At 65.0% G+C, this 13,168-nt stretch carries 9 protein-coding genes; 6 read left to right on the forward strand and 3 right to left on the reverse strand.

Translation table 11 applies throughout. From position 1 onward, the window contains the following. Both K8I61_02305 and K8I61_02310 read left to right on the forward strand, forming a co-directional pair. On the forward strand, window positions 1-867 hold an 867-nt coding region (locus tag K8I61_02305; GenBank protein MBZ0270841.1), incomplete at its 5' end, for a DUF4382 domain-containing protein. Window positions 868-1,074: 207 nt separating this feature from the next. Beyond that, entirely contained in the window at window positions 1,075-2,589 is a 1,515-nt protein-coding gene (locus K8I61_02310) for an MlaD family protein (GenBank protein MBZ0270842.1), read from the forward strand. Between the two features lie 191 nt (window positions 2,590-2,780). On the opposite strand, the gene K8I61_02315 is transcribed toward K8I61_02310, so the two are convergent. The 3 genes from K8I61_02315 to K8I61_02325 form a co-directional block, all read right to left on the reverse strand. After that, a complete protein-coding gene (locus tag K8I61_02315; GenBank protein MBZ0270843.1) occupies window positions 2,781-3,815 on the reverse strand; it encodes a hypothetical protein in 1,035 nt (344 codons plus the stop codon). Between the two features lie 7 nt (window positions 3,816-3,822). Beyond that, window positions 3,823-4,860, reverse strand: a complete 1,038-nt coding sequence (locus K8I61_02320; protein ID MBZ0270844.1) for a hypothetical protein — start codon at window positions 4,858-4,860, stop codon at window positions 3,823-3,825. Window positions 4,861-5,166: 306 nt separating this feature from the next. Then, window positions 5,167-7,629 carry a heparinase II/III-family protein gene (locus K8I61_02325; protein MBZ0270845.1) on the reverse strand — a complete coding sequence of 821 codons (2,463 nt, stop codon included), beginning with the start codon at window positions 7,627-7,629 and terminating at the stop codon, window positions 5,167-5,169. Between the two features lie 235 nt (window positions 7,630-7,864). Between K8I61_02325 and K8I61_02330 the strand changes: the two genes are divergently transcribed. From K8I61_02330 to K8I61_02345, 4 genes are all read left to right on the forward strand, one after another. Beyond that, entirely contained in the window at window positions 7,865-8,494 is a 630-nt protein-coding gene (locus tag K8I61_02330; protein MBZ0270846.1) for a phosphoribosyltransferase, read from the forward strand. Window positions 8,495-8,708: 214 nt separating this feature from the next. Then, entirely contained in the window at window positions 8,709-9,350 is a 642-nt protein-coding gene (locus K8I61_02335; GenBank protein MBZ0270847.1) for a dienelactone hydrolase family protein, read from the forward strand. Window positions 9,351-9,637: 287 nt separating this feature from the next. Continuing rightward, a complete protein-coding gene (locus K8I61_02340; GenBank protein ID MBZ0270848.1) occupies window positions 9,638-12,730 on the forward strand; it encodes a fused MFS/spermidine synthase in 3,093 nt (1,030 codons plus the stop codon). A 137-nt stretch (window positions 12,731-12,867) separates the two neighbouring features. After that, a partial coding sequence (locus K8I61_02345; GenBank protein MBZ0270849.1) for a zinc ribbon domain-containing protein occupies window positions 12,868-13,168 on the forward strand: 301 nt, incomplete at its 3' end.

Genomic DNA, 13,168 nt, shown 5'->3' on the forward strand with positions numbered 1-13,168 from the left:
TCCGGCGGCTGCTCGTGCGGCGACGACGATGACGACGACACGTCCGCGGATGACGACGACACCGCCGCCGACGACGACGACGACACGGGCGGTGACGACGATGACGCCAAAAATCACAACGACGATCACGTGAAGGGAGACGACGACGATGACGATGACGTTAACGATTCTGATGACGATGATGACGATGATGACGATGACGACGACGATGGCAGCGGCGAAGGCAACGGCGCGGGCTGGATCGATCTGACGATCGACCCGAACACCTTCAACCTGCTCGAGCTTCAGAACAACACAAGCATCGTGCTGGCCGACCAGCTCATTCCGATCGGTCGCTACAACCAGATGCGTTTCGTGCTGGATTGCAGCGAGGGCAACGCGCCGACGATCGTCGTCGACGGCGTGGAGCACGACCTGAAAGTGCCGAGCGGTTGCCAGTCGGGCATCAAGCTCAAGCACGACTGGGTCGTGGACCCGGACGTTCACAAGACGCTCGTCCTGGACTTTGACGTACGCAAGTCGGTCCACGAAACCGGCAACGGCGAATACACGATGAAGCCGGTCATCCGCCTGCTCGACGGCGAGGCGGTGGCGGTGATCGCCGGCGAGGTGACCAACGCCGGCACACCGGGCGCGGTGTACGCCTTCGACGATGGCGCGTTCGCCGGCGGCAATTGGGATGACGCGGATAACTCGGCGATCCCGCGCGATGACGGCACGTTCGCCATCGCCGCGGTCGAGACCGGCGTCTACGACGTGGTCTTCGCGTTCGAGGACTACGAGGTCTTTATCGTGGAGGACATTGCCGCGGCCGCGAGCGAAACCACGACGCTCGATCCCGTGACACTTACGCCCGAAGCCCGTTAGACGCGCGAATTTAACGGCACAACGCGAACGCGGCGGGGCTTTCCCCGCCGCGTTTTTTATGGGAGGCGCGCGCGGCGGCCCGGGCGAAATCGGCCTGCCCGCCTTGCGTTTTCGGGGGACGGGCGTTAGAACAACGGGGCTTTTTCAGGATTCGGGCACGGTGCACGAGGCGTCGTGCGATCGGGGCCAAAGGCCCGTGGGAGTTCCATGCGCCGTGTGACGACCGAGGCCAAGGTCGGCATTTTTTTTGTCGTCGTGTTCGTGCTGATCGCATGGATTTCGACGCGCCTTGGCGACTACGGCTTCAACACCGAATACCAGAAAAAGCTTTCCGCCGTCTTCGACACCGCCGCGGGCCTCTCCGACGGGGCGAATGTCAACCTCGCCGGCATTCGCATCGGCAAGGTGGACCACAAGGAGCTTGAAGGCGCGCGCGCCCGGGTCGTCATTCGCGTGCGCAAAGACTCGCGGATTCCCGTCGATTCGCGCGTCGTCATCCTGGCGCAGGGGTTCCTCGGGCAGCGCTACGTGGAGATCGTCCCCGGCCGCGCGGACGAGATCATGCAGGAAGGCGACGAGTTCAAATACGTCGAGGAGACCTCCGACGTCGCCATGCTGACCAACGACCTCTCCGACATCGCCCAGGACATCAAGGCGGTGACCGGCACCATGCGCAACGTGTTCGGCACGGAGCAGGGCGAGGATGATCTGCGCGACGCGCTCTCGGCGCTGTCGACCATCACCGTCACGCTTGCCGACACGCTCGAGGTGAATCAGCGGAACATGGACCGCGTGATGGAAAACATGGCCGCGTTCACTGCCGACATGGCCTACCTGTCGCAGAAAAACCGCGAGGACCTTTCCCGCGCGATGTCCGCGCTGCCCGCCATCGCGGAAAATTTGCGCGACATCAGCGGCAATATGTCGACGCTTCTGGCCGACAACCGCGAAGATCTGAACCGCACGCTCGAAAATCTCGGCGTGGTGACCGAAAATCTCGGCCGCAGCCTCGAGGCGGTCGCGAGCATCGCCGAGAAGATCGACTCCGGCGAGGGCACGCTTGGCAAACTCGTCAACGAGGATTCGACGGTCGAAAACATCAACGAGGCCATCGAGAACCTGAACGAATATCTCGGACGGGTGCGTACATTGCAGGTGGAGGTGGCGTATCGCGGCGAGTATCACCTGCCGCAACAGTCGCTAAAAAGCTACGTGAACCTAAACATCCGTCCGCGCTTCGACAAGATCTACATGCTGAGCATCGTCGACGCGCCCAACGGACGAACGAGCTACTCGCGCACTGTCACGGAGACGACGACGAACGAGGGCCTGGCCGACGAGGACACGACACGCAAGGTCGAACACAAGGCGGTGACGACAAGCCAGCTTCTCATTTCCGCGCAGATCGCCAAGCGCTGGCACGATGTCGTGCTTCGCGCGGGCATCCTCGAATCCTCCGGCGGCGGCGGCGCGGACCTGTTTCTGTTCGGCGACCACCTCTCGCTTTCGTTCGAGGCGTTCGATTTCGCGCCGGGCAATAACGCGCACCTGAAGACTTACGCCAACGCCTACTTCCTGGACCACTTCTTCATCACGGCCGGCGTGGACGATTTCATCAACCGGTACGACGATCCGCGTTTCTTCTTTGGCGCGGGCATCTACTTCACCGACCAGGACATCACGACGCTCGCGACGCGCGTGCCGACCGGCGCCGTGCCCTGATGGATTGAAGATCGAAGATTGAGGATTGGACCCGCGCCTAACGCCGAGGACGGGCGTCGGCGAAATCGCGCTCGTCGAACCGGCCGGCGCGTTCCAATCCGGCGATTTGAACAGCGGCCTGGGTCCCGGCGAAGCGATGCCGCGCGATTCCATTCTTCAATCTTCAATCTTCGATTTTCAATTTCCGATCTTCAGCCCACGAGCTTGTTTCGGATCAGCCAGTCCGCAAGATTCTCCGCGTACCATTTCAGCACGCGCGCGGGCGGGTGGATGTCGCGATACGAATCCGTGCGTCCGCCGGCGTCCAGCTTGAAGACCGGCAGACGCAAGCCCTCCAGATACGGATCGAACGGACCCGAATCGACCGCCGGCGTCAAGAACACTGCCACCTTCGCCGACGCGCGCGCCCGACCGACGAACTCGCGGAACATTCGGATATTGTCGATCTCCGCGGCGCGCTGGTTGTGGTACACCAGCAACGCCCCCGTGATTCGCGACAGCGCCAGCGCGCGGTACACGGCGCTGAAGCGCGCCAGAACGCCTCCGGCGCCCGCCGGCAGCCGGCCGGCCGCCTCGAGCATCGGCGTCGTGAAGATCATGTTTCGCCACAGCCAGGGATCGCGCCGGAAATACGGCTCCACGTCCGTGCCGATCAGAAACGGCCGGACACCGCCGTTCGTCAGGGACACAATGACGACATCCGGCGATACGCTCGCCATTGCCGCGTCGCCGAGGCGGGCCATCTGGCACGGCACGTAGGCATTCACACCGAAGTTATGGACTTCGACCGTTTTTGACAGCCGCGCGTTCAGCTCCGATTCCAGGCGCGCGGGCCAGGTCTGATGATCGCTGACGTGAAAGCCGAACGTGTTCGATCCGCCAAGACAAACGACGCGCGTGACGGACTCGCCTTCCGCCGCGCGCGGTGCGTCCGGTGCGCGGCGGGCGCCGTTTTCGTCGATGTGCACGTCGTAAGCCGCGGCGCGCTTGATCGCGCGCGGCGCCAGGCGATACAGCAACCACGGATCGGGATCGGCTCGCATCACCTCCGTGTCCTGGCTCTGATAGTAAAGAATACGCGCCGCGCGCCGCGTATCGACACCGAGCGCCCGCACCGCCGTTTCGGCGATCGCCAGCGCGAGAACGAGCCCGATCGCAATGCCGCCGGCGATAAACGCCGCGCGGCGCACGCGCGCATCGCGTTCGGCCTGCGTGCTGATGGTCATTCGCGCGTCATTCCTGTTTCGCGCCGCTTGGCGTCGCGTCCGGCCGCGGTGCGGGCGATTCCAGCTCGTTGCCGCCGGCGAGCGGCACGAGGCGTCTTTCGATCAACCAGTCGGCGATAACCTTACCGTACCACCGGTACACGCGGGAGGGCGGGTGCATCTCCCGAAACTCCGGGTCCATTCCCTTGGCGTTCATGATGAGAATCGGCACGTCGACGCCTTGCCAATATTGTCGGTAGTCACCTTCCCACGCGATCGGGGGAACGATGACGGCGGCGCGCCCGCGATGCGCCGCGAGAAACCGCCTCGAGTCCTCGGCGTTCCGGATCTCCGCGCCGTCGTTCCCCGGCGCCACCAAGGTGTTTTTCGGATACATCGCGTAGAGAAACTGGCGATACAACGCGGATTTCTCGACGGCGCGGCGCCGCCACGATTCCGGCAGAATCGAGGGAAACGGCACGAGCACGGTGTTGATCGCGAGATCCCACCACAGCCACGGATCGCGCGCGAATCGCGTTTCGATATCGTCGCCGCCCAAGACGGCGCGCGGACCGATGTTGGTGATCGAATACAGGAAGAGATCGGGTGAAAGCGACGCGTCGAGCTCCTCGCCAAGTCTCGCCGTTTGCGTTCCGACGTAACCCGACATTCCGAAGTTGAACACTTCGACCGGCACGGCCGTGCGGCCTTCGAGCGACTCGGCAAGACGCGCCGGCCACGCCTGGTCGTCGTTGACTTCCGCGCCGTGCGTATTCGAGCCGCCAAGACACACGATACGAAACGCGTCCGGGTGTGGCGTGCGCTCGGGCCCGCGAGCGCCGAGCGCGTTGACGTGAATGGAATACGCGCCCTCGACGCGATCCGGTGGCGCGCCGGGGCCGAGTAAGGGGTTAAAGACCGGCCGGCCCGCGAATGTGAAGCGTCCACCCGGCTTCATGCGGTAGAGAATCCACGGATCGGCATCCGGCACGTAGGCGGATAGATCGGCGCCCTGCGTGTACATGATGCGTTCCGCGAACCGGAAATCGGATTTCGTCGCGCGCACGATAAACTCGCCGAGCGCAACGGCAGCGAGGGAAGCGAGCCCGATCGCGACGGCCCTGAAGGCGACGTTCCGGCCTCGCGGGCGCGGCGTGCGGCGGCGGTGGCGATACGAATGCGCTTGCCGATCAAGGAAGCGGCGCATGTCGCCAACAAGGAATCGCCCGCGCCGCCATCCGCGAGCCGGCAAATCGAAAGGGACGCGAAGCCCCTGACGAACGCGCGCGACACGGCGCAACAGTTCGCGGATCATGAGACGGTACCGTTCTGGATCGTCGACGCGCGGCGCCGCAAACGATTCGCCTCGCGCCTAGCGGCGCAGGAGGGACACACGTCGCGTTAACCCCGGGGTCACGCGAATGCCGTCCGCCGAAGGCACCCGCAACCGCTCCTCGCCGGGCAGCGGTCTCGCGCCGGCAACGTCGACGGAAGCCCACCGGCCAAACGACAGCGTCACCGTCTCCCCGGTCCATGACGCGACAAAACGAACTCGCGGATCAGGCCGGACGCGAAGCGCAAGTTCGGCGGGCTTTCCGAGCGGACCCATTGCGCGAGCCCGGGGGATCGACGCCGTGAGCGTGCCGTCGTCCTTCCACGGTTCGAGCCTGCCGAAGTCCTTACCCGGCACGATGCGCGCGTCGCCGACATCAAACCGCGAGACATCCGAAAGCCACACGTCTCCCGCGCGAGCGTCGCCGCGCATCACCGCGACGCGTGCGTCGGTCGTGACGATCGCCCCACCCATATTCAGCCGCCGCTTCACCCGGCGCTCCTGCGCGAGCACAAAAACCGGCCCTTCGGCCGCGTCGATGTCCGTGACGATCGCGCCGTCGTCCAAGTGCCGCCAGGACACCGCCGCGGGCGCGTTTTCGTACGGCTGGATGATGCTGACAAATTCCGTGTCATCCGAAACATCCGCCGCCTCGACGTGCATCGACGTGTGCGTTGTCTGCTCCTGCCACGCGAAGCCGTGGATGTTCGTCGTCGTATCGTAGGCGACCGGGCCGGCCGTTGACGCGACGCGCACGTCTACGCTCGCGGCATCCGCGTGCCACGCGGCGCCGTCGTCGAACAGCTCGAACGTCTCCGGCGCGTCGCCGCCCGCGTTGCCGTGCCACCACAGCCCGAACGTACGCGGCGTGTCCGACTCCATCTCGTCGATGACAACGAGAAGCGCCGGCGAAAGCATGATGACCGAACGCGTGAAATCGGCGTCGTGCCAGGAGCTTTCACCGACGGCGAACGGCATCGAGCCATCCATGACGCCGTCGGTGAGAAACGCGTCCTGCCCGCGAAACGGGGTGACGACGCCCGGGTGATCGGGCCCCTCGCCGTCCACCGTCGGCAGGTTGTGATGATGCGCCTTGTTCACCGCGAGGCGCTGGCCCCACGAGCCGTATCCCGGATCGATCAGCAGGTATTCGCCGAGCGCGTGCAGGGTGACCGACAGATTGTCCGGGTGCTCATGGCCGTGGCCGACTTTCCGGACGTCGCCGTGTTCCGCGATCATCATTGTCCAGGTGTCGAAATCGCCCCACCCCGAACGCAGCACCGCCTGTCCCGCGTCCGGCAAGAAAAAACTCGGGCCGAAATCCGGGCCGGGAGGCTCGGGCGCGATGGAGTCGTCGTAAAACGCATACGTCTCCGCCGCGATCTCCTGCGCGTGATTGGTCATCAGCGGATCGTGTGCGTCGGTGAGCCAGTCCCACAGCAAAAGGCCGTCGCCGGTCGCCGAGCCGACGAGCCCGTTGAAAAAGCCCTCGATGTTCGCGTCGTCGATCGGCGGCTTGCCCCCGCCGGGAAGGCGGATCGCCGTGTACCAGCGCCCCATCGCGTGAAAGCGCGGGTGATCGATGGGATTGTCGAGCGCGATCGACCGCCAATTGCAACCGGGTCCGAAAAGGCAGGGATCGCGCTCCCAGAAAGCGCCGCCCGTTCCCACGAGCCGGTTGTAGGATAAAAGGAACGGAAACGCGGTGACGCCGGTGTACGCGCCGTAATACGTCCCCTCGGCATACGCGCCCTCGTCCGACAGGTTGATGTCGAACAGTTTGCGGTACGTTTCGGTAAAACCGATGTGGAACCACTTGCTTGCGTCGGGGTGATCGTTCAACGCCATCGCGCAAAGCGCGAGGCCCGCGTTGATCTTGATCGAGTGGTTGCTGTACGAAAGCGTCGTCCAGAACGCGAGCTTGTCCCAGAAATCGGCGTAGAGATTTTCGAGCAGCAGCCCGATCCGGTCCGCGATGCCATCAAGCCGCGCGCCGTCGACGTATCCCGAACCCGCGAGCGTATCGTAAGCCACGCACATCGACCCCAGCGCTTCGCCGATGTGGATATCCGCGTCGAAAAGTTGATAGAGCGTCCAGCCTTCGGTATCGACGACCTCCAGGATCGACGCGGCCTTGTCCGCCCGCGCGGAATTTTCATCGATGATCGCCACGAGCGCGGCGGCCTTGGCGGTGTCCGCGTTGGCGTATTCGCGCGCCTCGCTGTAACCGGCGGGAACGACCGGATCGAAGCCGGAATTGGCCCGCGAACGGATGCGGGAAAGCAGCGTGGCGTAGGGCTCGCGGCCGGCGCGGTCGCGCATCTCGTCGATGTCGCCCGGGCCGAACAACAGGCGTGGCCTTTCCGTGATTTCCGGCATCCACGGCCCGGTGGGCGCGCTCGCGGCCAGGGCGGGCGCGGCGAACGCAAACGACGCAAAAACCAAAATCGCCGCGAGAGTCGCGCGACGCCCGGTTTCCGGAAAAACAGAGGGAATGGACATGATGGACAGCATGGACCGGATGGACCTGACGGACAACAAGATTTGAACCGGTGACGTACGGAACGCCGAGGCCATTGCAGAATTGCTCGCGCGACTTGTCACCCGGAACGAAGCGAAGGGTCTCGCCCCGCGCCGCCGCCAAAGGCGAACTTTCAGCGCGCCTGGCGCGTCCCGGATGTCCACGGCCCGTGCGATTCCAAACAACGTCGCGGCCCGTTTGCGCTATACTTGACGCATGACGTTCGCCGACCGCGAGGAAGCCGCCCGCCTGCTTGCCGAAAAGCTGAAGCCGTATGCCGGGAAAAATCCGCTCGTGCTCGCGATTCCCCGTGGCGCGGTTGCGATGGGACGCATCGTCGCCGACGCGCTCGGCGGCGAGCTCGATGTCGTGCTGGTTCGCAAAATTGGCGCGCCGAGCAACCCCGAATACGCGGTCGGCGCGGTGGACGAGTCGGGGCATATCCAGATCAACCCGACATCCGGTTATTCGCGCGACGATGCGTGGGTTCTGGAAGAAGCCGAACGTCAGGTGGCGGCGCTGCGCGACCGCCGCCGGCGCTACACGCCGGTACGCAGCCCCATCGACCCGGCCGGGCGCGTCGTCATCGTGATCGACGACGGCATCGCTACCGGCTCCACCATGCTCGCCGCCCTCGCGTTCGTGCGCGAACACGGCGCCGCGAAGATTGTCGCCGCCGTGGGCGTCGCGCATCCTGAGGGCGTTCGCCGGCTTGAGTCCGTCGCCGACGAGGTGGTCGCCGGGCTCGTCTCGCCCGATCTCACCGCCGTGGGAAGCTTTTTCCGCGAATTCGGCCAGGTGTCCGACGCCGAGGTCGTCGCGCTTCTCGGCGCGGCGAACGCATAGAATTTCGAGTTTCGGTTTGTGGAATCGCAATTCAACACAAAGCATGCCCTGAGCGAAGCCGAAGGGGCACGAAGGGCACAAAGAACACGAAAAGGATTGGAATTGGTCGTGCGCCAAGGCTTAGCGTTGTAGGAGCACCCTTCCAGGGCGCGATTGTCATGCCAATTGGAACCGCGACCCCACCCGGAGCCGGGGGCAAGGGACGGAGGCAACGATGTCCGAAGAATTTCACAACGTCGAAATACCGGCCGGGTCCGTTTCACTGCCCGGCGAATTGGCTTTGCCCGATGGAGCGCGCGCGATCGTCGCGTTCGCGCACGGCAGCGGATCGAGCCGCCATTCGCCGCGCAACAAATTTGTCGCGGCGCGCCTGCGCGAGGAGTCGATCGGAACCCTGCTCTTCGATCTCCTGAGCGAGACGGAGGACCTTGAGCGCGAGGCCCGCTTCGACATCGATCGGCTGACCGAACGCCTCGCCGCCGCGACCGCGTGGCTGCGCGAGGACGAACGCACGCGCACGCTCGCGGTGGGGTGCCTTGGCGCCAGCACCGGAGCGGCCGCCGCGCTGCAGGTCGCCGCGCGCGAGGAGGTGTTCGCCGTCGTTTCGCGCGGCGGGCGGCCCGATCTGGCGCACGCGGACGCCCTCGCGAAGGTGACGGCACCGACGCGGCTCATCGTCGGCGAACTCGACACGGCGGTCATCGGCATGAACCGCACCGCGTTCGAGCGCATGGCGTCCGCGCGCGACAAGGATATCGTGATCGTTCCCGGCGCGACGCACCTGTTCGAGGAGCCCGGTACGCTCAAGGAGGCCGCGCGCCTGGCGGCGGAATGGTTCGCGCGTCACGCGGGGTAACGGCGAGGCGAGGATTGCGGATTGCGTGATCGCGCCATTGAGTGATCGCGCCCTGGAAGGGCGCTCCTACAGCGCCACGCGTTGATGCACGACCCCTTCCAATCCGCTTTGTGTTTTTTTTTGTGCTCTTCGTGCATTTGTATTGAATTGCGATTCGGCGATTCGGCGATTCGGCGATTCCCCGATCCGAACTCCGGAATTGCCAGCGTTTCCATTCCCAATTCGAACTCCCCATTCCCATTTCACGTTGACTTTGCTTGCCGCTGCCGCATCATGACGCGGCTTTCATGAACGCCACGCTATCGACCATCGCCGGACGCCTCGCCGACTGGCCACGCCCGTTCCTGTTCGTCTGTTTTTTTCTGACGGGCGCGTTCGGCCTGGTTTACGAAATCGTCTGGTCGCGCTACCTCGCGCTCATCGTCGGCAATACGGCGCACGCGCACATGACGGTGCTTGCCACCTTCATGGGCGGCCTCGCGCTCGGCGCGTTTTTGTTCGGGCGCCTGGCGGACCGGCTCGAAAACGGCGTGCGCGCCTACGGATGGATCGAGGCGGCGATCGGCGTGTACGGCGCCATGTTCCCGACCCTGTTTGGTGTTTTCGAATCCGCGCTCGCGCCGCTCGCGCAAACCGCCGCGCCGGGCACGCCTTTGATGGCCGTCTTCAAGATCCTTCTCTCGGCCGCGTGCATCCTGCCGCCGACGATCCTCATGGGCGGCACACTGCCGATCCTCACGCGGCACATCACCGCGACGCGCGTCGCCCTGCGTCACAACGTCGCGCTCCTTTACGCGTTGAACGCGGCCGGCGCGGTGGCCGGCGGCCTTGTTGCCGGCTTTTTCCTAATCGCCACCTTTGGCATGCCGGGCTCGATGATCCTGGCCGGATGCGCGAACGCGCTTCTCGGCCTTCTCGTCGTGGGCGTGGCGCCGCGCTTCGCGCGCCGCGAGACGGACGCGGCGACGGACACACCGGCCGCCGGGCGCGAGGAAGATCGCCTCGATTACGGATCGCGCGAACGCGCCGCCGCGCTGTTGGTCGCGTTCTTCTCCGGTTTTTCCGGCATGGCGCTCGAGGTCGCGTGGATCCGTTATTTCACGCTCGTGCTAGGCAGCTCGACCTACGCCTTCACGATCATGCTTGCCGCGTTCATCTCCGGCATCGCGATCGGCTCGTACTTGCTTTCGCGGCCGCGCCGCGGGCAGACGCCGCTGTTGCCGCTTGTCGCCGGCGCGCTCGCGGCGACCGCGGCGTTTCTGGCGCTTAGTCTTGAGCTCTACGAATTCCTGCCGTTTGTCATCTACAAGATCCGCTCGATGCTGCGCCTGACGATGGACACCTACCCCATCTATCAAGTGCTCTCGTATCTCCTTTGCTTTGCCGCGATGCTGCTGCCGACGCTCGTAGCGGGCCTGGCATTTCCCGCGGCCGTGCGCCTGGCCGCGCTCGGCGACCGCATGGGCGGGCGCGTCGGTCAGGTTTACGCGCTCAACACGCTCGGCACCCTTCTTGGCGCGGTGCTGACCACCGTCGTCCTTTTGTCGGCGATCGGCCTTGAAAACATCTTTCGCCTCCTGATCGTCCTGAACGCCGCGGCCGCCGCCCTGCTTTTCGCGGTTTTTTTCGGGCGGCGCGGGCGCATCGCCGCCGCCGCGATCGCCGCCGCGATTGCGATCCAGTTTCTCGCGCACCGGCCGATCGACCCCGCGTACCTGAACCAGGGCCTCTATCGGCTCAGCTTCGACGACGAATTCACGTACGCCCAGTTTCGCGATTGGGCCAAGGGCATGCCGACGCGATTTGTCGCCGAGGGCGCGCATGCGACGGTCACGGTGCGCGAGGCCGGCCGCTCGCCGATCATCGACGCGCCCACGCTGATGTTGGCCGTCAACGGCAAGGTTGATGCCTCGACGAGCGAGGACATGTACACGCAGATCATGATCGGTCACCTGCCGGTCATGATGCATCCGGACCCGAAGGACGTATTCCTCGTCGGATTGGGATCGGGCGTCACGGCGGGTGCCATCCTGACGCACGGGGTCAACGTCGATCTCGCGGAAATCGCGCACGAGGTCATCCAGGCGCAAGAGCTGTTCAAGCCCTACAATCACGCGCCGCTTGAGAATCCTCGCCTGCGCCTTTTCGTGGAGGACGCCAAGACCGCGCTTCGTTTCGCGGATCGGTCCTACGACGTCGTCATCTCCGAGCCGACCAATCCGTGGATCGCCGGAGTCGCCGGCCTGTTTACCGTGGAATTTTTCGACACTGTCAAATCGCGTCTTCGGCCCGGCGGCGTCTTTGCCCAGTGGATGCACGCCTACGAGACGACCGACGACGCGGTGCGTCTTGTGATCTCGTCGCTGATGGCGCGATTCGCGTATGTGGCGATCTTCGAAATGCTGCCTTTTGATTATGCGTTCGTGGCCAGCGACGCGCCGCTTGTCGCGTCGCCGGAAAACTTCGAGGCGAGGCTCGCGCGCCCGGAGGTTCGCGAGGATCTGGCGCGCATTCACGCCGACAGCGGGGTCGTTCTGCTCTCGACGCAAATCAAAAGCCCAAAACGGCTGCGGGCGGATTTTGCCCCGACCCAGGTCAACTCCGACCTCTTCCCGCGCCTGGAGTATCACGCGCCGATCGGCTTTTTCCTGCACGCCCAGGCGACGCTCTTCGACGAAATGGACGATCGCGACACGAGCGCACCGGACCACTTCATCGAGGCGTTCGAACACAGCGCGTCGATGTCGCCCGACGACGCCCGCCGGTTGATGTGGTTTTACCGGCCGTTTAATTCGCCGATCCTCGATACGGCGCTGCTTCGCCTGTCGCGCGCCGTTCTCGGCCCTGACGCCAAGGAAACCGGCGCGTTGTTTTCCCTGCTCGTCAAAAAGAAACGCTCCGCCGGGCTGTATGCCTTCGACGTGTTCGAGGCGCCGGTGGACGCGACGCTGCCGGATTTGCGCGCGCGGCTGGATGTTGGAATCGAACTCGCGCAGGAGACGTATCGCAATTTCGCACCGTCGCGGTTTGACGCCCTGGAAACGCTCGTGACGCGGATCGAGGACGCGGCGGGCGAGGGATCGCACGAGCGTTTGAAGCTGCTCTACGCCGCGTGCCGGCACGGAGAACACGAAATTTGCGCGCGGCAGGCTGTCCTCCTTCGGGAGCGCGTCGCGGCGGCCGACGCGCCCCCCGACTGGGGGCGCGAGATCGCACCGGCCGAAATCATGGATGCGCTGATCGCGTTTGATCTGCCCCGCGCGCGCGCACTCGTCGCCGAAATGCACGCCTCGGGGCATCCGAATGCCGGCGCCGTTGAGAACGCCGTGCGCCGCCTGGCCGATACCGAACGCTTTTTCGCGAATGCCGGCGCGCGCTAGCGCACGCCCCGGCGACTTTCCGCCCGGCGGAATCGGTGCGCGCTTTGCACCGCAATATCGTTCCGCTAGAATCCCCGCGCATCAACGCGATGATTCGGGGCGGGCACGCGCGAGCGCGGCGCCCGCCGTGTAACGAGATGTCCAAAGTCTGCCCCCATTGCGATTACCCGAATTTCGACGACGCGAAGACGTGTCGCCGATGCCGCCGCGATCTGCCGCGCCCGTGCCCGGAATGCGGCGGCGCGATCGCGGCCGGGGCCGGATTCTGCACGCATTGCGGCGCGATCTTCGACAAGAAGGTCGACACGTCCGTCTATCGCAAGGGACCGGCAAGCCCCGGCGACGAGCCCGGCGAGGCGACCAACGTCCGGCCCATCGCCTCTCGCCCCGTCAAGTTGAAGCACTGCATGGAATGCGGGCACACGGTCGATATCCGCG

This window comes from bacterium, from assembly GCA_019912885.1.
Classification (GTDB): Bacteria; Lernaellota; Lernaellaia; order JACKCT01; family JACKCT01; genus JAIOHV01.

Coding starts and splice junctions, on each gene's coding strand:
- K8I61_02310 (MBZ0270842.1), top strand. CDS start 1,075: ATGCGCCGTGTGACGACCGAGGCCAAGGTCGGCATTTTTTTTGTCGTC.
- K8I61_02315 (MBZ0270843.1), bottom strand. CDS start 3,815: ATGACCATCAGCACGCAGGCCGAACGCGATGCGCGCGTGCGCCGCGCG.
- K8I61_02325 (MBZ0270845.1), bottom strand. CDS start 7,629: ATGTCCATTCCCTCTGTTTTTCCGGAAACCGGGCGTCGCGCGACTCTC.
- K8I61_02330 (MBZ0270846.1), top strand. CDS start 7,865: ATGACGTTCGCCGACCGCGAGGAAGCCGCCCGCCTGCTTGCCGAAAAG.
- K8I61_02335 (MBZ0270847.1), top strand. CDS start 8,709: ATGTCCGAAGAATTTCACAACGTCGAAATACCGGCCGGGTCCGTTTCA.
- K8I61_02340 (MBZ0270848.1), top strand. CDS start 9,638: ATGAACGCCACGCTATCGACCATCGCCGGACGCCTCGCCGACTGGCCA.